Origin of the sequence: Mesorhizobium sp. M1295, from assembly GCF_040318135.1 — a bacterium.
Taxonomy (GTDB): Bacteria; Pseudomonadota; Alphaproteobacteria; order Rhizobiales; family Rhizobiaceae; genus Mesorhizobium.
In genome coordinates this window covers 1-26231 of record NZ_JAMYLU010000005.1, presented here as the reverse complement: position 1 = coordinate 26231, position 26231 = coordinate 1, and the positions used below count along the sequence as shown (strand labels likewise).

Annotated in this window: 28 protein-coding genes; 18 read left to right on the top strand and 10 right to left on the bottom strand. The window is 62.8% G+C overall.

The window, feature by feature from the left end; all coding sequences use genetic code 11:
- The first annotated feature begins 66 nt into the window (after positions 1 to 66).
- Complete coding sequence (ccmD, locus tag NKH29_RS09420; RefSeq protein ID WP_352494038.1) at positions 67 to 234, top strand: heme exporter protein CcmD; 168 nt, start codon at positions 67 to 69, stop codon at positions 232 to 234.
- Positions 231 to 806 carry a DsbE family thiol:disulfide interchange protein gene (locus tag NKH29_RS09415; RefSeq protein WP_352494039.1) on the top strand — a complete coding sequence of 192 codons (576 nt, stop codon included), beginning with the start codon at positions 231 to 233 and terminating at the stop codon, positions 804 to 806. Before ccmD ends, NKH29_RS09415 begins: the two co-directional genes overlap by 4 nt.
- Before the next feature lie 32 nt (positions 807 to 838).
- On the opposite strand, the gene NKH29_RS09410 is transcribed toward NKH29_RS09415, so the two are convergent.
- Positions 839 to 1006, bottom strand: coding sequence for a hypothetical protein (locus NKH29_RS09410; protein WP_023721879.1), 168 nt, complete (start codon positions 1004 to 1006; stop codon positions 839 to 841).
- 263 nt (positions 1007 to 1269) lie between these two features.
- Between NKH29_RS09410 and NKH29_RS09405 the strand changes: the two genes are divergently transcribed.
- Together NKH29_RS09405 and NKH29_RS09400 are read left to right on the top strand one after the other, a co-directional pair.
- Positions 1270 to 2187 carry an SMP-30/gluconolactonase/LRE family protein gene (locus NKH29_RS09405; protein ID WP_352999457.1) on the top strand — a complete coding sequence of 306 codons (918 nt, stop codon included), beginning with the start codon at positions 1270 to 1272 and terminating at the stop codon, positions 2185 to 2187.
- A gap of 32 nt (positions 2188 to 2219) precedes the next feature.
- Positions 2220 to 2429 (top strand): tautomerase family protein, encoded by a 210-nt coding sequence (locus NKH29_RS09400; RefSeq protein WP_023721877.1) that lies wholly within the window; start codon positions 2220 to 2222, stop codon positions 2427 to 2429.
- 268 nt (positions 2430 to 2697) lie between these two features.
- Here NKH29_RS09400 and NKH29_RS09395 read toward each other — a convergent pair whose 3' ends face one another.
- The 7 genes from NKH29_RS09395 to NKH29_RS09365 all read right to left on the bottom strand — a co-directional run bounded on the left by NKH29_RS09395 (position 2698) and on the right by NKH29_RS09365 (position 8882).
- Positions 2698 to 3231: an NADPH-dependent FMN reductase gene (locus NKH29_RS09395; protein ID WP_352999544.1), complete on the bottom strand. Its 534-nt coding sequence runs from the start codon at positions 3229 to 3231 to the stop codon at positions 2698 to 2700.
- 40 nt (positions 3232 to 3271) lie between these two features.
- Positions 3272 to 3892 (bottom strand): pyridoxamine 5'-phosphate oxidase family protein, encoded by a 621-nt coding sequence (locus tag NKH29_RS09390; protein WP_352481060.1) that lies wholly within the window; start codon positions 3890 to 3892, stop codon positions 3272 to 3274.
- Between the two features lie 67 nt (positions 3893 to 3959).
- A complete protein-coding gene (locus tag NKH29_RS09385) occupies positions 3960 to 4625 on the bottom strand; it encodes a septation protein A (protein WP_352817258.1) in 666 nt (221 codons plus the stop codon).
- A gap of 60 nt (positions 4626 to 4685) precedes the next feature.
- The gene (ftsY, locus tag NKH29_RS09380; protein WP_352999455.1) at positions 4686 to 6449 is read right to left on the bottom strand and encodes a signal recognition particle-docking protein FtsY; all 1764 of its coding nucleotides are present in this window, start codon (positions 6447 to 6449) and stop codon (positions 4686 to 4688) included.
- Between the two features lie 11 nt (positions 6450 to 6460).
- A complete protein-coding gene (mtaB, locus tag NKH29_RS09375) occupies positions 6461 to 7762 on the bottom strand; it encodes a tRNA (N(6)-L-threonylcarbamoyladenosine(37)-C(2))-methylthiotransferase MtaB (protein WP_352999453.1) in 1302 nt (433 codons plus the stop codon).
- Positions 7762 to 8646, bottom strand: a complete 885-nt coding sequence (gene dapF, locus NKH29_RS09370) for a diaminopimelate epimerase (protein WP_352641044.1) — start codon at positions 8644 to 8646, stop codon at positions 7762 to 7764. The genes mtaB and dapF overlap by 1 nt, the downstream gene beginning before the upstream one ends.
- Before the next feature lie 74 nt (positions 8647 to 8720).
- Positions 8721 to 8882 carry a DUF1328 family protein gene (locus NKH29_RS09365; protein ID WP_031195454.1) on the bottom strand — a complete coding sequence of 54 codons (162 nt, stop codon included), beginning with the start codon at positions 8880 to 8882 and terminating at the stop codon, positions 8721 to 8723.
- Between the two features lie 289 nt (positions 8883 to 9171).
- Here NKH29_RS09365 and NKH29_RS09360 point away from each other — a divergent pair, with 289 nt between their 5' ends.
- Positions 9172 to 10431 (top strand): flavin-containing monooxygenase, encoded by a 1260-nt coding sequence (locus tag NKH29_RS09360; RefSeq protein ID WP_352999451.1) that lies wholly within the window; start codon positions 9172 to 9174, stop codon positions 10429 to 10431.
- Here NKH29_RS09360 and NKH29_RS09355 read toward each other — a convergent pair.
- On the bottom strand, positions 10428 to 11438 hold the full coding sequence (locus NKH29_RS09355) for an MBL fold metallo-hydrolase (RefSeq protein WP_352494047.1): 1011 nt from the start codon (positions 11436 to 11438) through the stop codon (positions 10428 to 10430). The genes NKH29_RS09360 and NKH29_RS09355 overlap by 4 nt on opposite strands.
- A gap of 281 nt (positions 11439 to 11719) precedes the next feature.
- Here NKH29_RS09355 and NKH29_RS09350 point away from each other — a divergent pair, with 281 nt between their 5' ends.
- Positions 11720 to 12259 carry a protease inhibitor Inh/omp19 family protein gene (locus NKH29_RS09350; RefSeq protein ID WP_023723103.1) on the top strand — a complete coding sequence of 180 codons (540 nt, stop codon included), beginning with the start codon at positions 11720 to 11722 and terminating at the stop codon, positions 12257 to 12259.
- An 82-nt stretch (positions 12260 to 12341) separates the two neighbouring features.
- Positions 12342 to 13538, top strand: coding sequence for a cell division protein ZapE (gene zapE, locus NKH29_RS09345; RefSeq protein ID WP_352790100.1), 1197 nt, complete (start codon positions 12342 to 12344; stop codon positions 13536 to 13538).
- An 87-nt stretch (positions 13539 to 13625) separates the two neighbouring features.
- Here zapE and NKH29_RS09340 read toward each other — a convergent pair whose 3' ends face one another.
- On the bottom strand, positions 13626 to 14054 hold the full coding sequence (locus NKH29_RS09340; RefSeq protein WP_031195456.1) for a GNAT family N-acetyltransferase: 429 nt from the start codon (positions 14052 to 14054) through the stop codon (positions 13626 to 13628).
- A gap of 232 nt (positions 14055 to 14286) precedes the next feature.
- Between NKH29_RS09340 and mdh the strand changes: the two genes are divergently transcribed.
- Genes mdh through lpdA form a run of 11 tightly spaced genes read left to right on the top strand, consistent with a single transcriptional unit; the run spans position 14287 to position 26116 of the window.
- On the top strand, positions 14287 to 15255 hold the full coding sequence (gene mdh / locus NKH29_RS09335; RefSeq protein WP_023723107.1) for a malate dehydrogenase: 969 nt from the start codon (positions 14287 to 14289) through the stop codon (positions 15253 to 15255).
- A gap of 41 nt (positions 15256 to 15296) precedes the next feature.
- Positions 15297 to 16490: an ADP-forming succinate--CoA ligase subunit beta gene (gene sucC, locus NKH29_RS09330; protein WP_023723108.1), complete on the top strand. Its 1194-nt coding sequence runs from the start codon at positions 15297 to 15299 to the stop codon at positions 16488 to 16490.
- An 18-nt stretch (positions 16491 to 16508) separates the two neighbouring features.
- Entirely contained in the window at positions 16509 to 16892 is a 384-nt protein-coding gene (locus NKH29_RS09325) for a hypothetical protein (protein WP_023723109.1), read from the top strand.
- 18 nt (positions 16893 to 16910) lie between these two features.
- On the top strand, positions 16911 to 17282 hold the full coding sequence (locus tag NKH29_RS09320; protein ID WP_023723110.1) for a cupin domain-containing protein: 372 nt from the start codon (positions 16911 to 16913) through the stop codon (positions 17280 to 17282).
- A gap of 49 nt (positions 17283 to 17331) precedes the next feature.
- Positions 17332 to 18234, top strand: coding sequence for a succinate--CoA ligase subunit alpha (gene sucD, locus NKH29_RS09315; protein WP_023723111.1), 903 nt, complete (start codon positions 17332 to 17334; stop codon positions 18232 to 18234).
- A 41-nt stretch (positions 18235 to 18275) separates the two neighbouring features.
- Positions 18276 to 19022, top strand: coding sequence for a hypothetical protein (locus NKH29_RS09310; RefSeq protein WP_023723112.1), 747 nt, complete (start codon positions 18276 to 18278; stop codon positions 19020 to 19022).
- A gap of 36 nt (positions 19023 to 19058) precedes the next feature.
- Positions 19059 to 22046 (top strand): 2-oxoglutarate dehydrogenase E1 component, encoded by a 2988-nt coding sequence (locus NKH29_RS09305; protein WP_352999447.1) that lies wholly within the window; start codon positions 19059 to 19061, stop codon positions 22044 to 22046.
- A gap of 48 nt (positions 22047 to 22094) precedes the next feature.
- Complete coding sequence (gene odhB / locus NKH29_RS09300; protein WP_352548534.1) at positions 22095 to 23396, top strand: 2-oxoglutarate dehydrogenase complex dihydrolipoyllysine-residue succinyltransferase; 1302 nt, start codon at positions 22095 to 22097, stop codon at positions 23394 to 23396.
- Between the two features lie 22 nt (positions 23397 to 23418).
- Complete coding sequence (locus NKH29_RS09295; protein ID WP_352910349.1) at positions 23419 to 23946, top strand: hypothetical protein; 528 nt, start codon at positions 23419 to 23421, stop codon at positions 23944 to 23946.
- Positions 23943 to 24692 (top strand): SDR family oxidoreductase, encoded by a 750-nt coding sequence (locus NKH29_RS09290; RefSeq protein ID WP_502896936.1) that lies wholly within the window; start codon positions 23943 to 23945, stop codon positions 24690 to 24692. The genes NKH29_RS09295 and NKH29_RS09290 overlap by 4 nt, the downstream gene beginning before the upstream one ends.
- A gap of 17 nt (positions 24693 to 24709) precedes the next feature.
- A complete protein-coding gene (lpdA, locus tag NKH29_RS09285) occupies positions 24710 to 26116 on the top strand; it encodes a dihydrolipoyl dehydrogenase (RefSeq protein WP_352845359.1) in 1407 nt (468 codons plus the stop codon).
- The last annotated feature ends 115 nt before the right edge of the window (positions 26117 to 26231 follow it).

Below are 26231 nucleotides of genomic sequence, written 5' to 3'. Positions count from 1 at the left end.
CCGTTCATTGCGGCAAACAGCCGGTGAGGCTATGAATTTCGCCGTGAGAAGCCTTGGATCGGGAAAATGAGCGTGCACGCCCTTTATGTCACCGCCGCCTATGCCATTACGGCCGTGGTGCTGGCCGGGCTGGTTGGCTGGATCCTGCTCGACCAGCGCGGCCGCAAGCGAGAGCTCGCCGAGCTGGAGGCGTCCGGCGTGCGCCGGCGCTCCGACAAGGCAGCAAAATCATGAGCACGGAAACGGAAACTCCGGCGCGCCGCCGCCTGATCGTGCTGCTGCCGCTGCTGGTCTTTCTCGGGCTGGCGGGATTGTTCCTGGCGCAGCTGTTGTCCGGGCGCGACGTTTCGGAAGTGCCGTCGGCACTGATCGGCCTGCCGGCGCCGCAGACCAATCTGCCGGCGCTCGAAGGCACCAATTTGCCGGGCCTCGATTCAAAACAGTTCGCCGGCAAGGTGACGCTGGTCAACGTCTTCGCGTCCTGGTGCGCGCCGTGCCGCGACGAGCATCCGGTGCTGCTGGCGCTGTCGCAGGACAGACGCTTCGTCATGGCAGCGCTGAACTACAAGGACCAGCCGGAAAACGCCCGTCGGTTCCTTGGCGATCTCGGCAATCCGTTCCAGGCGATCGGCGTCGACCAGGCCGGGCGCACGGCGATCGACTGGGGTGTCTACGGCGTGCCGGAGACCTTCGTCATCGGCAAGGATGGCAAGATCGCCTACAAGCATGTCGGGCCGCTGACGCCGGACTCGGCGCAGACGCTGCTGCTGCCGGAGATCGAGAAGGCGCTGGCCGTGCCGGGCTGATGCCCGCCGATCGTGATAGGTCGACCGAAGACTCAGCCGTAGATCTGCTTGTGGACCTGATAGAGCATTTCTGAGCGGTCGGCGCGCATGTCGGCGAGGTCGCGGCTGCTGAAGCTGTCGATTTCGGCGACGAGGCGGTTGTAATGCCGGCGCTTGGCGATGCTGGCGCGAGCGCGACTCATGAGGCTGTCGATGATCATAGCAAGTTTCCTTTTGCGCCGCATTTCGCGGCCAGTTGTTCCTCCCTTGATCGATACGGAGCATTACATAGTTATGGTGCGTTGCAAAAATAAGATGTTGCAATGCACCATTGCGTTGGGCGCATAGCCGGTTAGCGGGATGTGACCTGCCGCCTGGGCCAGCATTCGCTTCCATAGTGCTTCTGACGCATCATCGATCTTGCCATGCCGATCGCAGGCTGGCTTGATCGCGCCTCGCCAAGCGATTGATACCGGGAGGAACCATGGCCAGCGAATTCTACGAAGTCCTCGATCCGCGCTTTTCGCGGCTGTTCAACGGCAATGCACAGGTCGACAGGTTGTTTACCGGCTGCCGATGGGCGGAAGGACCGGCCTGGTTTGCGGCCGGGCGCTATCTGGTCTGGTCCGACATCCCGAACAATCGCATGCTGCGTTACGACGAGACCGACGGCAGCGTCAGCGTGTTCCGTCAGCCGTCCGGCAATTCCAACGGCAACACCGTCGACCGGCAAGGCCGGCTGGTCACTTGCGAACATTCCGGCCGCCGCGTCAGCCGCACCGAGCATGACGGCTCGGTCATCACCATCGCCGACCAATGGCGCGGCAAGCGACTGAACTCGCCCAATGACGTGGTGGTCAAGTCCGACGGCTCGATCTGGTTCACCGACCCGAGCTACGGCATCGATACCGATTACGAGGGCGACAAGGCCGAAAGTGAGATCGGCGCCTGCCATGTCTACCGGGTCGATCCCGGCACCGGCGAGACCGAGGCGGTGATCACCGACATGGTCAGGCCCAACGGGCTCGCCTTCTCGCTCGACGAGAGCAAGCTCTATGTCGCCGACACCGGCCGCACGCATGGCGCCCAAAACCCGGCGCACATCCGGGTTTTCACTGTCGGCCAGGGCGGCAAGACGGTCTCAGGCGAAAAGGTCTTTGCCGACTGCACCGCCGGCCTGTTCGACGGTTTCAGGCTGGATGCGGACGGCCGCATCTGGACCAGTGCCGCCGACGGCGTCCATTGCTACGATCCAGACGGGACGCTGATCGGCAAGGTCAAGGTACCGGAAGTCGTCGCCAATTGCGTGTTCGGCGGCAACAAGCTGAACTGCCTCTACATTGCCGGTACGACCTCGCTCTACATGGTCCGGCTCATGGTCAACGGCGCCAAGACATTTTGACCGGCCGCCAAGCATATCCAAGGGAGGGCACCATGCCATTCGTAAACATCCGCCTGGTCAAGGAGGTGATTGCCGACGACCCGGCCGGAAAAAAGGCCGCGATCGCCGCCCAGGTGACGGCGGCCATCACCGGCGCCACCGGCCTGACCAGCAACGATGTCTGGGTGGTGTTCGAGGAAGTCGCTGCACGCGACTGGTTCGTCGGCGAGACCGACGTCGAGACGCGGAGACGGAAGGGCTAGTTCCCGGCTCAGATTGGCCGCAGCCCCTAGCGTCGTCATCCCAGGGCGGAGCAGGAGCGAAGCTCCGTCGCGGAGGCCGTGACCTACCAGTAGAACAGCGGTGCGGTTCTGTTGTGCAGCGCGCCGGTGTAATGTCCAACGTCAGGCCTCCGGCGGCCTTCCCGAACCGCTGCATCTCCGACGAATGTCACGGCATGGATCCTAGGGTCTGCGCCGCGTCGCTTCGCTCCTTGCTCCGCCCTAGGATGACGAAAGCACGGCCCGACGTTCACCGCGAGCGGATGAACTCCGCGAAGGCGGATAGGGCATCGCGCATTGTCTGCCTACTTGCCGGCTGCGCCAGGATTTTCTCCACCTCCGGCGGCTTCTTGCCGAGCAACGCGATTTCGAGCGCTGCTTCCTCATAGAGCGCGAAAGACATTGTCCGCATGATCTCGGCAAGTGCGGCGCGGGCAAACAGCGAGCGCGGCGAGGCATGTACCAGCATGGCCGGTTTGCCGACGGCTGCATCGCGCGACACCAGCCAGTCGAGCGCGTTCTTCAGGCCGCCTGGCACACCATGGGCATATTCCGGGCAGGAGACGATGACGCCGTCGGCGGCGGTGACCGCGTCGATCAGCGCCGCTGCTTGCGGCGGCGTCCGCTCGCCCTCGTCGTCGGGGTTGAAAATCGGCAGCCGGGCAAGCCCATCGTAGACGGAGACGTGACAGTCCAGCGGCGCGTTTTGCGCGAGTGCCGCGACCAGGGCCGAATTGGTCGAGGCGGCGCGCAGGCTGCCGGAGATGGCGAGGATGCTGAGCAAAGGAATGGAAACCGGCTTGAGCGATTCGTCGCCGGGCACACTACCACATGGTCTCTCTGTATTCCTCGTCCAGCCAGCGGTCGGTCGCCTCGGCCGAATCGGCGAGCGCCAACTGGTCGCGCAGGATCTGACCGAGCGTCGGCAGCGTCGCGCGGTCGTACCAGCTCTCCGGCTTCCACAATTCGGAGCGCATGAAGGCCTTGGCGCAATGCATGTAGGCGGCCTTGACCGTCACCACGACGACGCTTTGCGGTGCCTTGCCGTCGACCGCCAGCCGCTCACGCAATGACGCATCGACCGTGATGCGGGCATCGCCATTGACACGCAGCGTTTCGTTCATGCCGGGAATGAGGAAGAGCAGCCCGATCGAGGGATTGAGAAGGATGTTCTCCAGCGTGTCGAGGCGGTTGTTGCCGGGCCGGTCGGGGATGGCGATGGTCTTCTCGTCGAGCACTGTTACGAAGCCCGGCCTGTCGCCCTTCGGCGTCACGTCGGCATTGCCGGCGCCGTCGGACGAGCCGATCAGCACGAAGGGGCTCTTGCCGATGAAGGAACGGCAGTGGCCGTCCAATGCCTTCAGTTCCTTGCGGATCGAACCGTCGGTCGGCCGAGGCGTCTTGTAGATCGTCCTCAACTCGTCGCGCGTGGTGATGAATTCCATGCCCCTCTCCTCCTATTCTGACGCAATTCCGGACGGAAAACCGCTACACACTTTTCCTGGAATTGCTCTATTTGCCGGCTTTCTCTTCCTTGGCGGCCTTGTCCTCGAGCGAGTGGCGCAGGATCAATGGCATTTGGCTTAACGTGAAGACAAGGGTAATGGGAATCGTGCCCCAGACCTTGAAATAAAGCCAGGTTTCCTCAGAAAAATTGCGCCACACGACCTCGTTCAGCACAGCCAGAAAAAGGAAGAAAAGCCCCCATCGGAAAGTGAGCTTGCGCCAGCCTTCGGCGTCGAGATTGAAGGCGGAATCAAAGACATAGCCCAACAGCGATCTGCCAAACGCCAACCCGCCAAGCAGCGTGATGCCGAACAGGCTGTTGATGATTGTCGGCTTCATGAAAGCGAAGGTCTTGTCCTGCAGCCACAGCGCCAGCGCACCAAACACAAACACGACGATGGCCGAGACCAGCGGCATGATCGGCCAGCTGCGCGTCAAAATCCACGAAACGCTGAGCGACAGCGCCGTCGCCACCATAAAGAACGCTGTGGCAATCAGGATAGGCTCGCCGATATGGCTGAGGATCGGGAATTTCCCAACAAGCCACGCGCCGCGGATGGTGGTGAAAAAGAACACCAGACCAGGCCCGAGTTCGAGCAGGAATTTCAGGCCGGGGTTCAACGCCTTGCGTCGCGGATCGGACAGGTCGCGTTCGAGGATGGGTGGGTTCATGGGATCCTTCTTACGCACGATCCAATCCAAAAAGTCTGCAACTTTTCGGGATCATGCTCGTCAAGCCACGCCAGCGATCGCCCTGGCGAACTCGCTTGCGGAAAAGGGTTCGAGGTCGTCGACCTGTTCGCCGACGCCGATGAAGTAGACCGGCAATTTGTGCTTTGCCGCGATCGCCACCAGAATACCGCCGCGCGCCGTGCCGTCCAGCTTGGTCATCACCAGGCCGTTGACGCCGGCGACATTGCGGAAGATCTCGACCTGGTTGAGCGCATTCTGGCCGGTGGTGGCATCGACCGTCTGCAGCACGGTGTGCGGCGCTTCCGGATCGAGCTTGCCCAGCACGCGGACGATCTTTTCCAGTTCCGCCATCAGTTCGGTCTTGTTCTGCAGCCGCCCGGCGGTGTCGATGATCAGCACGTCGGAGCCAGCCTCCTTCGCCCGCTCGAAGGCGTCGTAAGCGAGGCCGGCGGCGTCGGCGCCGAGCTTCGAGGCAATGACCGGCGAGTTGGTGCGCTCGCCCCAGATCTTCAACTGCTCGATCGCGGCGGCGCGGAAAGTGTCGCCGGCGGCGAGCATCACCGAGAGGCCGCCATCGGTCAGCTTTGCGGCGAGCTTGCCGATGGTCGTGGTTTTCCCCGTGCCGTTGACGCCGACGACCAGGATGACATGCGGCTTGTGGCTGAGGTCGAGTTCCAGCGGCATGGCGACATGGGTCAGCACCTTCTCCACCTCCGCCGCCATGATGGCGCGGACTTCCGTCTCGGAGACATCCTTGCCGTAGCGGCTGGCGGAGAGCGCGTCGGTAACGCGCAAAGCCGTCTCCATGCCGAGATCGGCGCGGATCAGCACATCCTCCAGGTCCTGCAGCGTGTCCTCGTCGAGCTTGCGCTTGGTGAAGACGCCGGCGATGTTGCCGGACAACTCCCTGGAAGAGCGGGCAAGCCCGTCTCGCATGCGCTGGAACCAGGAGCGCCTCGGCGCCGGTTCGGGCGCTCTTTGCGGCTCGGCCTTCTGCTCGACCTTCTTGGTTACGGTCACCTTGCCGGGGGCAGGTTTTGGCTCCGGCGATGGTTGCGGAATGGCCTCTGGTTCGGGCGCAATCTCGGTCAAGACCGGTTTCGTTTCGACCGGGGCGGGCTGGCGGAGCGGAGGCGGGATTTCGGCCGGCGGCGCTTCGGGCGCTGCGGAGGGGCTCTCGGCGGGCGGTGCGGTATCTTGCAGAGGTTCGCGCTGCCCCTCACCCTTTCCCGTTCCGGGGCGAGCCGCTTGTCTCGCCGGTCCTTCGGACCCCCGTGAAGGACGGAGAGAGGGGGACGTCAGCGTTGCAGCTTCTTCTTCACCGCTTTCAAAAGGAGGCTCGGCCTGCCGATCAGCCCCCTTCTCCCCGTCACCATACGGGGAGAAGGTGCCGGCAGGCGGATGAGGGGCAGCGCCAGCTTCCGATGACCGAGGCTCAGTCTGGACAATCTCCGGCTGCTCCGGCTCGGGAATAACAAGCTCGGCCGGGATTTCTTCCGGCTCCTCAGCAGGCGTTTCCGACTCCGGCTGGATCTCTGGCTCGGGCGGACTGGTTGGTGCGGGTTCGAGCGGTGGCTGCGGCGCGGGCGGCGCTTCCGTCTCGACAGACGGCGGAGGCGCAGTGTCTGCCTCGGGCCGCGACTCTTCGCGTTTCAAAAACTCCGGGACGGCCTGCTCGGCCGCCGGCTTCAGCGCCTCCAGTTCGTCCCATTTGATCGGCGGCAGCGGTGCGGTCTCGTCGGGCCGCTCCTCGACAACTTCCTTCTTGCCGAACGAAAATATCTTCTTGAAAAACCCGGCCACGTCTTGCGCTCTCAGGCGGCGCGGGCGGCAAGCGGCGCGGCGATCAGTCTGATACCGTCATTGCCGGCGATATCAGCCTCGACGATGTCGCCCGGCGCCCCGGCTGACAACACGGCCAGCGTAAACCCTTCGGTGCGGCCGAGCCCATCGCGCTCGACCAGGATCGACTGGCGTGTGCCAGCGAGCGAGGAAAGGTGACGGCGGTAGGCGGCCTCGCCGGCGGCGCGCAACCGTGCGGCGCGCTGCTTGACCATTTCGCGGCGAAGCTGCGGCATGCGCGCGGCGGGCGTGCCCTGGCGCGGCGAAAACGGGAAGACATGGAGATGCGTCAGGCCGCATTCCTCGACGATCTCCAGCGAGTTTTCGAACATGGCATCCGTCTCCGTCGGGAAGCCGGCGATGATGTCGGCGCCGAAAACGATGCCGGGGCGCAGTTTGCGCACATCCTCGCAAAAGCGGATCGACTGGTCGCGGCTGTGCCGGCGCTTCATCCGCTTCAGGATCATGTCGTCACCCGATTGCAGCGACAGGTGCAGATGCGGCATCAGCCTCGGCTCGGTGGCGATGGCGTCCAGCAGATCGTCGCCGGCCTCGATCGAATCGATGGAAGAAAGCCGCAGGCGTTTCACGTCTGGCACCTGCTTCAGGATGGTCTTGACCAATTTGCCGAGCTTCGGTGCGCCCGGCAGATCGGCGCCAAAACTGGTCATGTCGACGCCCGTCAGCACGATCTCGGCATAACCATTGCCGGCGAGTCGCTTGACCTGCTCAACCACGGCGCCCATCGGGACCGAGCGCGAATTTCCGCGACCGTAGGGAATGATGCAGAAGGTGCAGCGGTGGTCGCAGCCGTTCTGCACCTGGACAAAAGCGCGCGCCCGGCCCTCGATGGCGTCGACCATGTGGGTGGCCGTTTCGCGCACCGAAAAGATATCGTTGACGCGCGCCTTTTCGGTGTCGTTGACGCCGAAATCCGGCAGCGCGCGATATGAATGCGCCTTCAGCTTCTCCTCATTGCCGAGGACGAGATCGACCTCGTCCATGGCGACGAAATCCTGCGGGCCGGTCTGCGCGGCGCAGCCGGTGACGATGATGCGGGCGGCCGGGTTCTCACGGCGGGCTTTTCTGATCGACTGCTTGGCCTGGCGCACCGCCTCGCCGGTGACGGCGCAGGTGTTGAAGATGATAGCGCCGCCTTCGAGCCCGCCGAGGCCCGCACTTTCGGCTTCACGCCGCATCACCTCGGATTCATAGGTGTTCAGCCGGCAGCCGAAGGTGACGACGTCGATACCCCTGTTGCCACGAGGAGCCATCAGGCGGCGCTTTCGGTGTCGCGCGCCCACGCCCCGGTCGACGGATCGAAGCTGCCGGAAAATTCCCATTCGGCGGCACCGGTCAGGATGACGTGGTCGTCGTCGCGCCACAGGACGTGCAGCGAGCCGCCGCCGGGCGTCATCAGCGTGACGCTGCGGCCGGTGCGCCGGGTGCGGGCCGCGGCGACCACGGCGGCGCAAGCAGCCGAGCCGCAGGCCTTGGTCAGTCCGGCGCCGCGCTCCCAGGTGCGGATGGCCATGGTCTCCGGCGAAGTCACTTGCGCGATGGTGATGTTGGCGCGCTCAGGGAAGATCGGGTGGTTTTCGAGCAGCGGGCCGAAGCGCTCGAGTTCATAGGACCGGACGTCGCGGTCGACCCAGAAGATGGCGTGCGGATTGCCCATCGAGACCACCGACGGCGAATGCAGTACCGGCGCATCGATCGGGCCGATCTGCAGTTCGATCATGCGGGTGTCGCGAAACTCCTCGGCCAGCGGGATGTCCCGCCAGCCAAAGCGCGGCTTGCCCATGTCGACCGAGATCATTCCGTCGGCATGTTCCTCGGCATTGAGGATGCCGGCGACTGTTTCAAAGGCAAATGTCTTCTGGCCCGTCTCGGCGGCGAGCGCCTGGACGACACAGCGCATGCCGTTGCCGCAGGCTTGCGCACTGGTTCCGTCGGAATTCAAGATGTCGATGAAAAAGGCGGTGCCCGGCGTCCTGGGATCGTGGATCGCCATGATCTGGTCGAACCTGGTCGCGGCGTCGGCATTAAGCGCGACGGCTGCCGCAGGCGTTACGCGATCGGCACGGCCACGCATATCGGCAACGATGATTTCGTTGCCGATACCGTTCATCTTGGCGAAAGGGGCCGCGCTTGCCATGGATCGAAAGGTCTCTTGCCGATTTGGCGCCTATATGGCGGATACCGGCCGAAATTACCAGTGCGGCATGCTTTTCAGGTCACCGCGAATACGCCAAGCACGATCAGCAGGAAGATGATCAGCACGATGCCGATGAGGATGCGGGCGCCGGTTGCGGCGGCTCCAGCCAGTGCCGGCATGCCGAGCAGGCTTGCCGCGGCCGCGATAATCAAAAGAATGATGATCCACCTGATCATGAGAGACACCTCGCAGCCGGCAGGTTTGAACACCTACAAACGCTTCTGCGAGGGCTTGGGTTCCCTGCGGTGGCTGGGCGGGTCGAGGACCTGGCTGTGATATGCAGCTACGGATGCAATGTTGTCATGGTGTTGAATGAACGCTACCGTTGTGTCGATTTGACGTCCGGGAATGGATATTTCGCTGCTAAGCAATCTTGGATCCGTTTTTTCGTCTTACCCATGATCTTCACCGCACCGAGACCGTAAGCTGACGACGTGTTTGGCGGGCCGGCGATAGAGTTTTCCAATGACTGAGCGTTGGGACACGATCATTATTGGTGGCGGCCAGGCGGGGCTCGCCATGAGTTACTATCTTCACCAACATGAACGTGAGCATGTCGTGTTGGAACGCGCGCGTATTGCCGGACGCTGGCGGACTGAGCGTTGGGATTCGCTTCGGTTTCAATTCATCAACCAGGCAATAGAGCTTCCTGGGGTTTCTTATCAGGACCCTGAACCGGAAGGATTCGCCCACCACACCGCCATCACGCGGTTCATCGAGCACTATGCGGCAAAAATTGCAGCTCCGGTTCGCGAGGGTGTGGAGGTCACGAAGCTCCGACACAGGGATACCGGCGATTATGCGTTGGAGACAAACGCCGGCAGCATGACGGCCCGCAATGTCGTTGTGGCGACGGGCCCGTTCCAGCGTTCGATGGTACCGGCGGCGGCCAAGGATTTGCCTCGATCCGTTTACCAGGTTCACGCTTCGAGGTACCGCAACCCCGACGAGCTTCCCCCCGGAGTGGTGCTGGTGGTGGGCAGTGGTGCATCCGGCAGCCAGATTGCGGATGAACTCCAGCAATCCGGGCGCGATGTCTATCTTTCGGTCAGTCCGCATCGTCGGGTGCCGCGGCGCTATCGCGGCCAGGATGTTTTGTGGTGGTTCGACAAAATGGGACGTTTCGAGATCACTATCGATAGTTTCCCGGAGCGGCGGTATCCCCCCTCGACCGTCGTAACCGGTGTCAACGGCGGTTACGATATGAACGTCCGCCGTTTTGCACACGATGGTGGAGTGGTGCTGGGACGTGTACTCGGATGCGCCGATGGAAAACTGTTGGTGGCCGGGGATGCCTCGCAGATATTGGCTGAAGCCGATAGGTCCTATGACGATTTTGTCTCCGCGGCAGAGGCGTTGGCAGAGAAACCTGAAGTCTCGGACCACATCAGCGATGGCAATGAACGCTCAGCAACGCCAATCCTGGCGGAAGTCGGCGGCGCCCGGTCAGTGGATATCTCCGGCGAGAACGTCGGCTCGGTCATCTGGGGAACGGGATATCGCTTCGACTATAACTGGATCGATTTACCAATTTTCGATTCGCGCAACGCACCTATTCAACAGCGTGGCGTGACAGCCTTTCCCGGCCTATACTTTCTTGGCCTTCATTGGATGCATACCTTCGGCTCCGGCCTTCTTTCATATGTGGGCCGCGACGCCGCCCATATAGCCAGGCATATGGAAGCTTTGCAGCCGCCTTCGCCGTCAGGCCAGCCGCCGCGCTAAACCTCTGGCACGTCCCAGACTTCGCCCGGCTGCAAGGCACGGAAACGATCCCGCGGCAGACCGGCGGCTCCAAGTGCTTCGCCGAGCTTTCTGGCCGGCTCGTCGATCGGCTCGTTGGTGAGCCGGAATGTGCCCCAGTGGCAGCCGGCGGCATAGCCAGCGTTGCACAAAAGCATGCCTTGCACCGCCTCCTCCGGATCCTGGTGATGCGGCGCCATGAACCAGCGCGGCTCGTAGGCGCCGATCGGCAGGATGGCGAGGCGGAAGCCGCCATGCTTTTCAGCCATCAGCCGGTAGTTGATACCGCCGTGGAAGCCGGTATCGCCGGCAAAATAGATCTTTGCACTTGGCGTTTCGACGACGAAACCCGCCCACAGCGCCATGCGCCGGTCGCGAGTACCGCGGGCCGACCAGTGGTGCACCGGCTCGACATGCACGGCGACGTCATCGCCGATATCGACCCGATCGCCCCAGTCATGCGCGGAAAGCCGCATACCGGGAACGGCAGCGCCGATGATGGCGTCGTTGCCGAGCGGCGTCAGCAGTAGCGGGTCGTGCCTTGCCTTCAGGCGCTTCAGCGTGGCGAGGTCGAGATGGTCGTAATGGTTGTGGCTGACCAGCACGAGGTCGATCGGCGGCAGATGGGAAAAGGCGATGCCCGGCGGATTGACGCGTTTCGGCCCGGCGAACGAGATTGGCGAGACACGCCGCGACCAGACCGGATCGGTAAGGATGTTCAGGCCGGCTGTCTGGACGAGCAGCGAGGAATGGCCGACCATGGTGAGGCGGAGCGCTGCACCATCGATCCGCTCGACCGGTCTTGCCGGTGGAAACGGACTCGGATTCGCCGCCGGCCATTTCGAGCGCTCGCCGCTCAATTGCCATTTCAACAGATCGGCAAAGCGACCCGGCGGCCGGCCGTCGGGATTGAAGAACAAGGTGCCGTCGAAATGATCGCTGGGCGGGCCGCTGTAATAGCGGTTGGCGGCTCTCTTTCTCGCGGCCAAGAAATCGGCTCCCTGCAGTTTGCTGATCGCCAAGAGATAATGCCGGAGCCAGCTGGCGCAAGCATTTGAGGTGAACGTCAAGGATTTGGAGCCGGCGCGCCGTATCGCACCGACCCGGAGGTATCAGCCAGGCAATGTGCATTTTGCGATAAATTTGCAACATTAGCGGCGCAAACCGTATTTTAACCATATCGGGTTGAAATTTCGCCACCTTCTCCATCTTGGTGAGAGGGACATTGCGCGGACGGCACCCCCCAGCCGGATCCGACGGAGGTTGAAGAATGAGATTTTCGAAAACCGGCCTGCTGGCCGTATCGCTGGCCGCGCTCGTTGCGAGCGGCTGTTCAACCTCGCGGTTCTCATCAATGGACGAGCAGCAGCCGGCGCCGCTGGAAGCTGCGCCCGCCGGCAAGGTGACTGCAAACCAGCTGCCGCCCCCGGCGACACCCGGCCCGGCCGATCCGTCGAAATTTCCAACCGCGCCGCAGAACACCCAGGTCGCCTCGTTGCCGCCCGACGGGACGGCGCCGGCCGGCGCGGCCGACCTGACCGCCTCCAGCGTCGCCGGCGTGTGGAAGGCAAGCGTGTCCGGCCAGAGCTGTCAGGTGGCGACGCCGCAGACCAAATTCGGCTCGGGCTATCGCGCCGGACCGCTGCATTGCCCGGCGCCGCTCGACGGCATCAAATCCTGGAACGTCGCCGGCAAACAGCTGACGCTCTTTGACGAGAACGGCGGCACGCTGGCACGGCTCTATTCCTCGGGCGGCGAGAAATTCGACGGCCAGACTTCCAACGGCCTGCCGATCTCGCTAACAAGGTAATCGAACCGCCCCTATTGTTACGCAATTCCGGACGGAAAACCGTTATACACTTTCCTGGAATTGCTGCAGAACGACGTGACCGATGCATCTGCGTGACGGCCTCCAGACCCATGCGACCGTCAAGCAGCGCTACGACCATCTGGTCGAGACGGGCGCCATCGGGCGCGACCCGGCGCAGGAGCGGATCGCCGCTGCGCTCGACCGGCTGATCGACGAAATATCGGCAAAGCGGCTGGCGCATAAATCAAGCGCACTTGGGTGGCTGTTCGCCCGCAAGCGCGAAGTGCACGAGGCAGTCAAGGGCCTCTACATCCATGGCGGCGTCGGCCGCGGCAAAACCATGCTGATGGATATGTTCTTCGAGCTGCTGCCGGTGCGGCGCAAGCGCCGCGTGCATTTCAACGATTTCATGGCCGACGTGCAGGATCGCATCCAGAAGCACCGGCAGGCTCGCAAGAACGGCACGGCCAAGGAGGACGATCCGATCCCACCGGTGGCGCGCGCGCTGGCCGAGGAAGCCTGGGTGCTGTGCTTCGACGAGTTTTCGGTCACCGACATCGCCGATGCGATGGTCCTGTCCAGGTTGTTTTCGGCGTTGTTTGCCAATGGCGTGGTGCTGGTCGCCACTTCCAATGTCGCGCCGCAGGAGCTCTACCGTGACGGCCTGAACCGTCAGTTGTTCTTGCCGTTTGTTGCTATCTTGGAGCGCCACGCGCAGGTGCTGGCGCTGGACGCCGACAAGGATTACCGCCTCGACAAGCTCAGCCGCATGCCGGTCTACGTCACCCCGGCCGATGCCGCCGCCGACCATGCGCTCGACGACGCCTGGGCGGTGATGACGCATGGCAGGCCGACGGCCGAGACGATGCTGATGGTGAAGGGCCGGCATGTCGTAGTGCCGCGTGCTGCCGGCGAGGCGGCGCGGTTTTCCTTCGCTGATCTCTGCGAGAGGCCGCTCGGCGCCCGTGACTATCTTGCCATCGCCGGCCGTTTCTCGACCATCTTCATCGACCATGTGCCGGTGCTCGGCGAAGGCAAGCGCAACGAAGCCAAGCGCTTCATCCTGCTGGTCGATACGCTCTACGATCATCATGTGCGGCTGGTGATGAGCGCCGCAGCACCGCCGCCGCAGCTCTATACGGCCAAGCGCGGCAACGAGGTCTTCGAGTTCGAGCGCACCGCATCGCGGCTGATCGAGATGCAGAGCCACGACTGGCTGGAGGATTGGGTGGAAAGGCAGAAGGCGCGGGGATCATCGACAGAGGCGCGGCAGGCTTAGGGCTAGGAGCCCGATGCCCAGCAGGCTGATCTGCAGCGCTCCTTCACACCTGTCCAGCCATCGTTAAAAGGGTCCGTCCCGCCGCGTCTATAATCGATAAACATACATCACAAAATCCTCCGCCGGCCCATGCGGCACCTTTCGCGACTCGTAAAGTGCGCGAGCAGCAACATTGTCCGGCTCGGTGCCGACCCAGGCCTCCTCACAACCATGCTCGCGACCGAGTGCGAACATGGCGTCGAGCATCCTCGTCGCAATGCCCTGGCGTTGAAAGGCCGGCGCCACACCGACCTCGTCTATGTAGAGTTCGCTCACCTTGTCCGGGTGCCGGTGGACGATCGCGGCGCATTGGCCGATAACGACGCCGTCGGCGAGGGCCACGATCATGAAATGGCCGGGCGCCGCGAGATAGGCAGAGAGTCGATCCGGCCTGACCGGCTCATCGAAAACCTCGTCGGCAACCCGCATCACAAGGGCGTCATCGCCCGGAAATAGCCTTCTGATTTCAGATGCCATTGTGTAGAATTCCTCTAGCCGGCTTCAGAACTTTTACGTTTACGTAAGTCCCATTGTTTCTAACCGATTGAAATTACTCACTCCAAAATAATCGTTTGAATTTTTGCACGGCCGGGGCTATTGCGTGCGGCGAATTTCGCGGTTCCGCAGCATTCCGGCCTCTTCCTCCGACGCCGTCATCAAATCGTCAAGGATTTGGGCGCCGTCATAGTCAAAGGGAAAACATCCTGACATGGCACGCAACAAGATAGCGCTCATCGGCTCGGGCATGATCGGCGGCACCCTCGCCCACATGGTCGGCCTCAAGGATCTCGGCGACGTCGTGCTGTTCGATATCGCCGAAGGCATCCCGCAAGGCAAGGGGCTGGACATCGCGCAGTCGTCGCCGGTCGATGGGTTCGACTCCAGGCTGACCGGCGTCAACGACTATGCCGGCATCGAGGGCGCCGACGTCTGCATTGTCACCGCCGGCGTGCCGCGCAAGCCCGGCATGAGCCGCGACGATCTTCTGGGCATCAATCTGAAGGTGATGGAGCAGGTCGGCGCCGGCCTCAAGAAATACGCGCCGAAGGCCTTCGTCATCTGCATCACCAATCCGCTCGACGCCATGGTCTGGGCGCTGCAGAAGTTTTCCGGCCTGCCGAAGAGCCATGTCGTCGGCATGGCCGGCGTGCTCGACAGTTCGCGCTTCCGTTATTTCCTGGCCGAGGAATTCAAGGTCTCGGTCGAGGATGTCACCGCCTTCGTGCTCGGTGGCCACGGCGATTCCATGGTGCCGATGATCCGCTATTCCACCGTTGCCGGCATCCCGCTGCCCGACCTCATCAAGATGGGCTGGACCTCGAAGGAGCGGCTCGACCAGATCGTGCAGCGCACCCGCGACGGCGGCGCCGAGATCGTCGGCCTGCTCAAGACCGGTTCGGCCTTCTACGCGCCCGCCGCCTCGGCCATCGCCATGGCCGAAGCCTATCTCAAGGACAAGAAGCGGGTGCTGCCCTGTGCTGCCTTTCTTTCCGGCCAATATGGCGTCAAGAACACCTATGTCGGCGTTCCCGTGGTGATCGGCGCCGGCGGCGTCGAGCGTATCATCGAGATCGAACTGGCGAAAAGCGAACAGAAGATGTTCGACAGTTCGGTCGCCGCGGTGCAGGGTCTGTGCGACGCCTGCGTCAAGATCGCTCCGCATCTCGCGGCCAAATAAGCCGGCAACCAAGCCCGCCAAACAAGCTGGAGACATAGCGCATGAACATCCATGAGTATCAGGGCAAGGCGCTGCTGAAAGGTTTTGGCGCACCGGTGGCCGAGGGCGTGCCGGTGTTCAAGGCGAGCGAGGCGGAAGCCGCCGCCAAGGCGCTGCCCGGCCCGCTCTATGTGGTCAAGAGCCAGATCCATGCCGGCGGCCGCGGCAAGGGCAAGTTCACGGAGCTCGGCGCCGATGCGAAGGGCGGCGTCAGGCTGGCGAAGTCGGTGGCCGAGGTCGTCGCCAACGCCAAGGAGATGCTCGGCCATACGCTGGTCACCAAGCAGACCGGCCCGGCCGGCAAGCAGGTCAACCGGCTCTACATCGAGGACGGCGCTGACATCGAGCGCGAGCTCTATCTGTCGATCCTGGTCGACCGCTCGGTCGGGCGCGTCGCCTTCGTCGTCTCGACCGAGGGCGGCATGGACATCGAGGCGGTCGCCCACGACACGCCGGAAAAGATCATCACCGTCGCCATCGACCCGGAAAAGGGCGTGACGGCCGACGATGTGAACACGCTCAACGCCGCACTGAGGCTCGACGGCGACGCCGCCAAAGATGGTGGCACGCTGTTTCCGATCCTCTACAAGGCGTTTGTCGAGAAGGACATGAGCCTGCTCGAGATCAACCCGCTGATCGTCATGAAGAGCGGCCGGCTGCGCGTGCTCGACGCAAAAGTGTCGTTCGACAACAATGCGCTGTTCCGCCACCCGGACGTGCTCGAATTGCGCGACACCACCGAAGAGGACGAGAAGGAGATCGAGGCGTCGAAATACGACCTGGCCTATGTCGCGCTCGACGGTAATATCGGCTGCATGGTCAACGGCGCCGGCCTTGCCATGGCGACGATGGACATCATCAAGCTCTACGGCGCCGAGCCGGCCAACTTCCTCGATGTCGGCGGCGGCGCGTCTAAGGAAAAAGTGACGGCGGCGTTCAAGATCATCACCAAGGATCCAGCGGTCAAAGGCATTCTGATCAATATCTTCGGCGGCATCATGAAGTGCGACATCATCGCTGAGGGCGTCATCGCCGCGGTCAAGGAGGTCGGCCTGCAAGTGCCGCTGGTTGTGCGGCTGGAAGGAACCAATGCCGAGCTCGGCAAGAAGATCATCAACGACAGCGGGCTGAACGTAGTGTCGGCCGATGATCTCGACGATGCGGCCAAGAAGATCGTGGCGGCGGTGAAACACTGAGAAACTAGGAGCGTTGCGTTGGGTAGCTTCCCCATTCACTGGGAAGAAGAGGTTCAGAGCTTGGACCAGCTGCCCGACCGCAGCCCCTATTCGGTCGAGGAAATCGAACAATACCTTTGGGAGTGCCACTATCATTGGAAGCTGGACGAAAAACCGATGCACTACAAAGTGCGGGGCGTAGTCGCTGAGGAGACCGATAATTATCGACGTTTCTGGCTTTATCAGGTGTCAGATGAGATTGGGCGCGAGTGGTACGTCGTCGTCGGAGCAGGAAAGAGCCCGTTCAAACCTACGATGAAAATGAGAGCCTGGATGTATGGCAAAGAGAATGATCTCGGACATGCACCTGACCGTTTCCTGCGGGATGAGATTGATGAACAGCACGCTGCCGATGCCCGATGACGGAAAAGGAATGAGCCTGTGCCTCCGCACAAGATAAACCTCGTCGAGGCGGCGGATACGAAGATCAAGAAGGTCTTCGATCCGCATATTGCCGGCGACGTGAACGACAGCCAGGTCAAGATCGCCAAGTTCGGCGACGTCTTCGACTGGCACGCGCACGACAATGAAGACGAGGCCTTCCTGGTGCTGCGCGGCCGCATCGCCATCGATTTCCGCGACGGCACGGTGGAGCTTTCCAGCGGCGAGTTCATCGTCGTGCCGCGCGCCGTCGAGCACCGGCCGCGCTCGCTGAGCGAAGAACCTGTGGTGCTGATGTTCGAGCCGGCGACGACGCTCAACACCGGCAACGCCAAGAGCGACCTGACCGTCGCCGAGCTGAAGCGGTTGTGACGATGAGCGCGCGGCCTTCCCCGATCAACGGTTTTTGAAAAGGACCACCATGTCCATTCTCGTCGACAAGAACACCAAGGTGCTGGTGCAGGGCCTGACCGGCAAGACCGGCACGTTCCACACCGAACAGGCGCTGGCCTATCACGGCACGAAAATGGTCGGCGGCATCCATCCCAAGAAGGGCGGCGAGATCTGGACCGGCGCCAAGGGCGAGGCACTGCCGATCTTCGCCACCGTAGCCGAAGGCAAGGCGAAGACCGGCGCCAACGCTTCGGTCGTCTACGTGCCGCCGGCGGGTGCCGCCGAAGCGATCCTGGAAGCGATCCAGGCCGAGATCCCGCTGATCGTCTGCATCACCGAGGGCATACCGGTGATGGACATGATCAAGGTCAAGGCGAGGCTCGACCGCTCGAAATCGCGGCTGATCGGGCCGAACTGCCCCGGCGTGCTGACCCCCGACCAATGCAAGATCGGTATCATGCCCGGCAACATCTTCCGCAAGGGCTCGGTCGGCGTTGTTTCGCGCTCGGGAACGCTTACCTATGAGGCGGTGTTCCAGACCACCAATGTCGGTCTCGGCCAGACCACCGCCGTCGGCATTGGCGGCGATCCGGTCAAAGGCACGGAGTTCATCGACGTGCTGGAGATGTTCCTTGCCGACGATGAGACCAAGTCGATCATCATGATCGGTGAGATCGGCGGCTCGGCCGAGGAAGACGCCGCGCAGTTCCTCAAGGATGAGGCAAAGCGTGGCCGCAGCAAGCCGATGGCGGGCTTCATCGCCGGGCGCACGGCGCCGGCGGGCCGCACCATGGGCCATGCGGGCGCGGTCATCTCGGGCGGCAAGGGCGGCGCGGAAGACAAGATCGCGGCGATGGAATCGGCCGGCATCAAGGTATCGCCGTCGCCAGCACGGCTCGGTACGACACTGGTCGAGGCGATCAAGGGTTAAGAAAGTGAGCAGTCGAGCTTTCGAATGTCGATGAGCAGGACATGGAAGACGAGAAGCGCATCATCCTATGCATACCCGGCCCTTGGGAAGGCAGGTCGGCCTTTGTGCGCGCCGTTGCAGAGGCGTCGATGCCTTCAGCTGATTATGTGGCTGCGGGGATGATCGTGATGCACGGCCCGAGCAAAGCTGCGTTCGAGTTTGATTTCTGCGACCGCGACGAGGACATGACGAGAGCCTTCGCTAGCGCTGGCCTCGTCAACGAGCTCGGTAAGGATGTCATCGACAAAATCGCCTCGCATAGGAGCGTCGTCTACCTGCTTTCCACATCCCCACAAACGAAGGAAACGTCGATTTCCGTCGCAAAAGCGGCAGCCCATCTGATCAAGGCCGGCGGTCTTGGCGTGAAGGTCGAAACGGCCGGCAAGGCATTCTCAGCCGATCAATGGCTTGAACGCACAAGCGGTGATTTTGTTGAGATCTATGGACTGATGGTTCTGGATTCTGTCTCGGATGGCACGACGACCTACAGCTGCGGCATGCGTAATTTGGGGCTTTGGGATTCTATCGTTTCAGGTGACGAATTTCAGTCTGCCGTCAAGCTGCTTCGCGGCTTCAACATGTATCAACTTTACGAAAGCCCCGAGCTTTTGGCCGGTCAGACGTTTGGACTGGAAGCAGGCGCACCGCGATATCGTTTGAGTGTGGAGACGCAGCAGCCAGACGGGGAACACAATCTGTATACGAACCCTTTTGGCATGTGGCGGCTTAGCCGCGTGGTAGCGCATTAGGGATAGGGAGAACGGAGTAGCACTCCGCTAGGCAAAATGGCACGACAAGATCAAACCAACGACCAGTTTTCGCTTACCTCGTTTCTCTATGGCGGCAATGCCGACTATATCGACGCGCTTTATGCCGCTTATGAGGACGATCCCGCGTCGGTCGATCCCGAATGGCAGGACTTTTTCGCGGCGCTGAAGGACGACGCTGGCGACGTGCGCAAGAATGCCAAGGGCGCCTCATGGGCCAAGCCCTCCTGGCCGATGCAGGCCAACGGCGAGCTTGTCTCGGCGCTGGACGGCAATTGGGGCCTGGTCGAAAAGCACATCGAAAAGAAGGTGAAGGACCGAGCAGCCGGCAACGGCGCAGCGCTTTCCGACGCCGACGTGCATCAGGCGACGCGCGATTCCGTCCGCGCCATCATGATGATCCGCGCCTTTCGCATGCGCGGCCACCTGCATGCCAATCTCGATCCGCTCGGCATTGCCAAGCCGCTCGAGGATTATAACGAGCTGTCGCCGGAGAATTACGGCTTCACCGAAGCCGATTACGACCGGCCGATCTTCCTCGACAATGTGCTCGGGCTGGAATTCGGCACCATCCGGCAGATGCTCGACATCCTGACCCGGACCTATTGCTCGACGCTCGGCGTCGAATTCATGCATATCTCCGATCCCGAGGAGAAGGCCTGGATCCAGGCGCGCATCGAGGGCGCCGACAAGGAGATCTCCTTCACCGCCACCGGCAAGAAGGCGATCCTGCAAAAGCTGGTCGAGGCCGAAGGCTTCGAGCAGTTCATCGACGTCAAGTACAAGGGAACCAAGCGCTTCGGCCTCGATGGCGGCGAGTCGCTGATCCCGGCGCTGGAGCAGATCGTCAAGCGCGGCGGCCAGCTCGGCATGAAGGAGATCGTGCTCGGCATGGCGCATCGCGGCCGGCTGAACGTTTTGTCGCAGGTGATGGCCAAGCCGCACCGCGCCATTTTCCACGAGTTCAAGGGCGGCTCGGCCGCGCCCGACGAGGTCGAAGGCTCGGGCGACGTGAAGTACCATCTCGGTGCCTCATCCGACCGCGAGTTCGACGGCAACAAGGTGCATCTGTCGCTGACCGCCAACCCATCGCATCTGGAAATCGTCGATCCGGTGGTTATGGGCAAGGCGCGCGCCAAGCAGGACTATCTGTTTGGCCGCAGCCGCGAGGAGATCGTGCCGCTGGAAGAGCGCGCCAAGGTGCTGCCGCTGCTGCTGCATGGCGATGCGGCCTTTGCCGGCCAGGGCGTGATTGCCGAAATCCTCGGCCTGTCTGGCCTGCGTGGCCACCGCGTCGCCGGCACGCTGCATTTCATCATCAACAACCAGATCGGCTTCACCACCAACCCGCGCTTTTCGCGTTCGTCGCCCTATCCGTCCGACGTGGCCAAGATGATCGAGGCGCCGATCTTCCACGTCAATGGCGACGATCCGGAAGCCGTGGTCCATGCCACCAAGGTGGCGATCGAATTCCGCATGAAGTTCCACAAGCCTGTCGTGGTGGACATGTTCTGCTACCGCCGCTTCGGCCACAATGAGGGCGATGAGCCGGCCTTCACCCAGCCGATCATGTATCGCAAGATCCGCAACCAGAAGACGACCATGCAGATCTATGCCGACCGGCTGATCGCCGAAGGCCATATCAGCCAGGCCGAGCTCGAAAAGATGAAGGCCGACTGGCGGGCGCATCTCGAGCAGGAATTCGAGGTCGGCCAGCACTATAAGCCGAACAAGGCGGACTGGCTGGACGGCGCCTGGTCCGGCCTGCGCTCGGCCGACAACCAGGACGAACAGCGGCGCGGCAAGACCGCGGTACCGGTCAAGACGCTGAAGGAGATCGGCAAGAAGCTGACCGAGGTGCCGAAGGATTTCGAGGCACACAAGACGATCATCCGCTTCCTCGACAACCGCCGCCAGGCGATCGAATCGGGCGAAGGCATCGACTGGTCGACGGCCGAGGCGCTGGCCTTCGGCGCCATCCTGCTCGACGGCAATCCGATCCGGCTGTCCGGACAGGATTCGGAGCGCGGCACCTTCTCGCAGCGCCATTCCGTGCTCTACGACCAGCGCGACGAGACCCGCTACATCCCACTCAACAATCTGTCGGCGGCGCAGGCCGGGTTCGAGGTCATCAACTCGATGCTGTCGGAAGAGGCCGTGCTCGGCTTTGAATATGGCTACTCGCTGGCTGAGCCGAAGGCGCTGACGCTGTGGGAAGCGCAGTTCGGCGACTTCGCCAATGGCGCCCAGGTGGTATTCGACCAGTTCATCTCGTCGGGCGAGCGCAAGTGGCTCAGAATGTCGGGCCTCGTCTGCCTGCTGCCGCACGGCTATGAAGGCCAGGGGCCGGAGCATTCGTCGGCCCGGCTCGAGCGCTTCCTGCAGCTTTGCGCGGAAGACAACATGCAGGTCGCCAACGTCACGACGCCGGCCAACTACTTCCACATCTTGCGCCGGCAATTGAAGCGGGACTTCCGCAAGCCGCTGATCCTGATGACGCCGAAGTCGCTGCTGCGCCACAAGCGGGCGGTGTCGACGCTGCCGGAAATGTCGGGCGAAAGCGCCTTTCACCGGCTGTTGTGGGACGACGCCCAGCTGCTGTCGGGCCAGGCCATCAAGCTCACCAAGGATTCGAAGATCCGCCGTGTCGTGCTCTGTTCGGGCAAGGTCTACTACGACCTCTACGAAGAGCGCGAGAAGCGCGGCATCAACGACGTCTACCTGCTGCGCGTCGAGCAGCTCTATCCGTTCCCGGCCAAGGCGCTGATCACCGAACTGTCGCGCTTCCGCAATGCCGAGATGGTGTGGTGCCAGGAGGAGCCCAAGAACATGGGCGCCTGGTCGTTCATCGATCCGTATCTCGAATGGGTGCTGGCGCATATCGACGCCAAGCACCAGGGGGTGCTATATCCCGGCCGGCCGGCCGCCGCCTCGCCGGCGACCGGATTGATGTCGAAGCATCTCGCCCAGCTTGCCGCCTTGCTCGACGACGCGCTTGGTGAATAGAACAGAACTGGGCGGATAAAATAGAACCGAAAGAAACGGACAGGCACAATGGCAACCGAAATCCGCGTCCCGACACTTGGTGAATCCGTCACCGAGGCGACCATCGGCAAATGGTTCAAGAAGGTCGGCGACGCGATCGCCGCCGATGAGCCGCTGGTCGAACTCGAAACCGACAAGGTGACGGTGGAAGTGCCGGCCGCCGCCGCGGGCACGCTCAGCGAGATCGCCGTCAAGGAAGGCGAGACGGTTGGCGTCGGGGCGCTGCTCGGCACGATTTCGGCAGGCGCCGGCGCAGCAGCCAATGCTGCCGCCGCTCCGGCAGCGAAGCCGGACGCGGTGTCGCAGGCCTCGGCTCCGACCGCGGCCTCGAGCGTCCAGCAGGCCGCGGCCGAGACGGCCAAGATCGCCGGCGACGCCGGCGCGATTGAGACACGCACAATGCCGCCGGCGCCGTCGGCGGCAAAGCTGCTGGCCGAGCACAATCTTGCGGTCGACCAGGTCTCGGGCTCGGGCAAGCGCGGCCAGGTGCTGAAAGGCGACGTGCTCGACCTGATCGCCAGGGGCGCGCCGTCGCAGCCGGCCGAAATGCCAAAGGCAGCACCTGTGCCGGCACCTGTCGCCGCGCGCGCGCCGTCCTCGGCCGACGATGCGTCGCGCGAGGAGCGCGTGCGCATGACCAAGCTGCGCCAGACCATCGCGCGCCGCCTCAAGGAAGCGCAATCGACCGCCGCGATGCTGACCACCTTCAACGAGGTCGACATGAGCGCGGTGATGGCGCTGAGGAGCAAATACAAGGACGTGTTCGAGAAGAAGCACGGTGTGAAGCTCGGCTTCATGGGTTTCTTCACCAAGGCCGTCACCCATGCGCTGAAGGAGATCCCGTCCGTCAACGCCGAGATCGACGGCACCGACATCATCTTCAAGAACTACGCCCATATCGGCGTCGCCGTTGGTACCGAAAAAGGCCTTGTCGTGCCGGTCGTGCGCAATGCCGACCAGATGTCCATCGCCGAAATCGAGAAGGACATCGGCAGGCTCGGGCTTGCGGCGCGCGACGGCAAGCTATCGGTTGCGGATATGCAAGGCGGCACGTTTACGATTTCCAACGGTGGCGTTTACGGGTCGCTGATGTCGACGCCGATCCTCAATGCGCCGCAGTCGGGCATTTTGGGCATGCACAAGATCCAGGAGCGGCCGGTGGTGGTCGGCGGCCAGATCGTCATCCGGCCGATGATGTATCTGGCGCTGTCCTACGATCACCGCATCGTCGACGGCAAGGAAGCGGTGACGTTCCTGGTGCGGGTCAAGGAAAGCCTGGAGGATCCCGAGCGGCTGGTGCTCGACCTCTAGGGCGGCCCGAGTGAGCCGGAGAATGGATCTGCGCCACCGGATGGGTTCCTCTCGTTTCCGGTCCGGTTTGTTTGTCACGATCTCCGCACTCGGCGTGCAGACGGTCTCCGCTGCGCTTGCCGCCTGCCCGCTCGAACTGGCCGTCTACGGCGACACTGAAAACGCAGCCGAGATCGATTTCAGGCCAACCGGCGAATCGGCCGCCGTCACCAACAGTTTCAAGATGGTGCTCGACAAGGGCGTCGTGCTCGACGGCATCGTCATGTGGACGGAGGGCGTGGCGCGGCCGCATGGCTCACTGATGTACAAATGCCCGGCCGGCGACGTCACCGGCGACGAGCTCGCCGCTTGCACCGTGTGGGAGGGGGTCATCTATACGGCCGACGACCAGGGCAACATCGCGTTGCTGCCGGGCGAAGGAAAGGATGCGCCGAAGAAGCTGATCCTTCCCGATCTGGGAGCGTCGTTGCAGATGTCGGCGGCCTATGGCGCCAACGGCTTTTCCAAGGTGCCCTGGGACGTCTTTGCCCTGAAAGGATGTCAGGAATGAGCGGAAAAATCCTGCTGGTGACCGGCGGCAGCCGCGGCATTGGCGCCGCTACATGCAGGCTTGCCGCCAAGGCCGGCTACCGCATTGCGGTCAATTACGCGTCGAATGCAAAAGCGGCCGAAACGGTGGTCGCCGACATCGAGGCCGGCGGCGGAGAAGCCTTTGCCCTCAAGGCCGATGTCGGCAGCGAGACGGATGTGCTGGCCATGTTCGAGGCGGTCGAAGACCGCTTCGGCGGGCTTGATGCGCTGGTCAACAATGCCGGTGTCGTCGACAGCCTGTCACGGGTCGACGAGATGTCGTTCGCGCGGCTCGAGCGCATGATGCGGATCAATGTGATTGGGCCGATGCTTTGCGCACGCGAAGCGGTGAAGCGCATGTCGACCAGAAATGGCGGCAAGGGCGGCGCCATCGTCAATTTGTCTTCGATCGCGGCAAGGCTTGGCGGGGCAGGTCAATATATCGACTACGCAGCCTCCAAGAACGCGATCAACGCCTTCACTGTCGGCCTGGCGCGGGAAGTGGCCGAGGAAGGCGTCCGTGTCAACGCCGTCAGCCCGGGCATCATCGACACCGAAATTCATGCCTCCGGCGGGCAGCCGGATCGCGCCGAGAGAATGCGCAAGGTGGTGCCCATGCAGCGCGCCGGCACCGCCGAGGAAGTCGCAGCCGCAATTCTCTGGCTGGTGTCGGACGAGGCGTCCTACACGACAGGCGCCAATCTGGAAGTCGGCGGCGGCCGCTAAAGCAAAGGGACAGTATCATGGCCTATGACGTCGTTATCATCGGATCGGGACCGGGCGGCTATGTCTGCGCCATCAAGGCGGCGCAGCTCGGCCTGAAGACGGCGGTGGTCGAAAAGAATCCGACCTTCGGCGGCACCTGCCTCAACATCGGCTGCATCCCGTCGAAGGCGCTGCTGCATGCGTCCGAGATGTTTGCCGAGGCCGGCCATTCCTTCGATGCGCTTGGCGTCGAGATCGGCGCGCCCAAGCTCAACCTTGGGAAGATGATGGCACACAAGGATGCGACCGTGACGGCCAACGTCAATGGCGTCGCCTTCCTGTTCAAGAAGAACAAGATCGACAGTTTTCGTGGCACCGGCAAGGTAGTTGCGGCCGGCAAGGTGTCGGTGACCTCCGATGACGGCAAGGTCGAGGAGATCGAGACCAAGAACATCGTCATCGCCACCGGCTCCGACGTCGCCGGCATTCCCGGCGTCAAGGTCGATTTCGACGAGAAGGTGATCATCTCGTCGACCGGCGCGCTGTCGCTGGACAAGGTGCCGGGCCATCTGGTGGTGGTCGGCGGCGGTGTCATCGGTCTGGAGCTCGGCTCGGTATGGGCGCGGCTCGGCGCCAAGGTCACCGTGGTCGAGTTCCTCGACACCATCCTGGGCGGCATGGATGGCGAGGTCTCCAAGCAGTTCCAGCGCCTGCTGTCGAAGCAGGGCTTTGAGTTCAGGCTGGGCGCCAAGGTCACCGGCGTCGCCAAGGCCAAGAAGGGAGCGACGGTCACCTTCGAGCCAGTCAAAGGCGGGGCGGCCGAGACGATCGAGGCCGACGCCGTGCTGATCGCGACGGGACGACGGGCCTATTCGGACGCTCTCGGGCTTAAGGAGGCAGGCGTCGACGTCGACGAGCGCGGCTGGGTCAAGACCGACGGCCATCTCAGGACCAAAGTCCCCGGTATCTACGCCATCGGCGATGTCATCGCCGGCCCGATGCTCGCCCACAAGGCCGAGGACGAGGGCGTGGCGGTGGCCGAAACAATTGCCGGCCAGGCCGGGCATGTGAACTATGACGTGATTCCGAGCGTCGTCTACACCACGCCGGAAATCGCTTCGGTCGGCAAGACCGAAGAAGAATTGAAGAAGGCCGGCGTCGACTACAAGGCGGGAAAATTCCCGTTCAGCGCCAATGGCCGGGCGCGCGCCATGCTGCACACCGACGGCTTTGTGAAAATCCTGGCCGACAAGGCCAGCGACCGCGTGCTCGGCGTCCACATCGTCGGCTTCGGCGCCGGCGAGATGATCCACGAGGCGGCGGTGCTGATGGAATTTGGCGGCTCGTCGGAAGACCTAGCCCGCACCTGTCACGCCCATCCGACAATGTCGGAGGCGGTCAAGGAGGCGGCACTGGCGACGTTCTTCAAGCCCATCCATATCTGAGCAAACGCGGTGAATCGCAAAGCTTAGAGAAGTTGTGTGCGTCAAGTTCTGCAAAAATGGCGTGGCAGTAGCTGTGACGTCGGCGTGTCCGCCGCGCAGCCCCCGTGTTTAGCGG

Coding starts and splice junctions, on each gene's coding strand:
- ccmD (WP_352494038.1), top strand. CDS start 67: ATGAGCGTGCACGCCCTTTATGTCACCGCCGCCTATGCCATTACGGCC.
- NKH29_RS09415 (WP_352494039.1), top strand. CDS start 231: ATGAGCACGGAAACGGAAACTCCGGCGCGCCGCCGCCTGATCGTGCTG.
- NKH29_RS09410 (WP_023721879.1), bottom strand. CDS start 1,006: ATGATCATCGACAGCCTCATGAGTCGCGCTCGCGCCAGCATCGCCAAG.
- NKH29_RS09405 (WP_352999457.1), top strand. CDS start 1,270: ATGGCCAGCGAATTCTACGAAGTCCTCGATCCGCGCTTTTCGCGGCTG.
- NKH29_RS09400 (WP_023721877.1), top strand. CDS start 2,220: ATGCCATTCGTAAACATCCGCCTGGTCAAGGAGGTGATTGCCGACGAC.
- NKH29_RS09390 (WP_352481060.1), bottom strand. CDS start 3,892: ATGGAATTCATCACCACGCGCGACGAGTTGAGGACGATCTACAAGACG.
- NKH29_RS09385 (WP_352817258.1), bottom strand. CDS start 4,625: ATGAACCCACCCATCCTCGAACGCGACCTGTCCGATCCGCGACGCAAG.
- mtaB (WP_352999453.1), bottom strand. CDS start 7,762: ATGGCTCCTCGTGGCAACAGGGGTATCGACGTCGTCACCTTCGGCTGC.
- dapF (WP_352641044.1), bottom strand. CDS start 8,646: ATGGCAAGCGCGGCCCCTTTCGCCAAGATGAACGGTATCGGCAACGAA.
- NKH29_RS09365 (WP_031195454.1), bottom strand. CDS start 8,882: ATGATCAGGTGGATCATCATTCTTTTGATTATCGCGGCCGCGGCAAGC.
- NKH29_RS09360 (WP_352999451.1), top strand. CDS start 9,172: ATGACTGAGCGTTGGGACACGATCATTATTGGTGGCGGCCAGGCGGGG.
- NKH29_RS09350 (WP_023723103.1), top strand. CDS start 11,720: ATGAGATTTTCGAAAACCGGCCTGCTGGCCGTATCGCTGGCCGCGCTC.
- zapE (WP_352790100.1), top strand. CDS start 12,342: ATGCATCTGCGTGACGGCCTCCAGACCCATGCGACCGTCAAGCAGCGC.
- NKH29_RS09340 (WP_031195456.1), bottom strand. CDS start 14,054: ATGGCATCTGAAATCAGAAGGCTATTTCCGGGCGATGACGCCCTTGTG.
- mdh (WP_023723107.1), top strand. CDS start 14,287: ATGGCACGCAACAAGATAGCGCTCATCGGCTCGGGCATGATCGGCGGC.
- sucC (WP_023723108.1), top strand. CDS start 15,297: ATGAACATCCATGAGTATCAGGGCAAGGCGCTGCTGAAAGGTTTTGGC.
- sucD (WP_023723111.1), top strand. CDS start 17,332: ATGTCCATTCTCGTCGACAAGAACACCAAGGTGCTGGTGCAGGGCCTG.
- NKH29_RS09310 (WP_023723112.1), top strand. CDS start 18,276: ATGGAAGACGAGAAGCGCATCATCCTATGCATACCCGGCCCTTGGGAA.
- NKH29_RS09305 (WP_352999447.1), top strand. CDS start 19,059: ATGGCACGACAAGATCAAACCAACGACCAGTTTTCGCTTACCTCGTTT.
- odhB (WP_352548534.1), top strand. CDS start 22,095: ATGGCAACCGAAATCCGCGTCCCGACACTTGGTGAATCCGTCACCGAG.
- NKH29_RS09295 (WP_352910349.1), top strand. CDS start 23,419: ATGGATCTGCGCCACCGGATGGGTTCCTCTCGTTTCCGGTCCGGTTTG.
- NKH29_RS09290 (WP_502896936.1), top strand. CDS start 23,943: ATGAGCGGAAAAATCCTGCTGGTGACCGGCGGCAGCCGCGGCATTGGC.
- lpdA (WP_352845359.1), top strand. CDS start 24,710: ATGGCCTATGACGTCGTTATCATCGGATCGGGACCGGGCGGCTATGTC.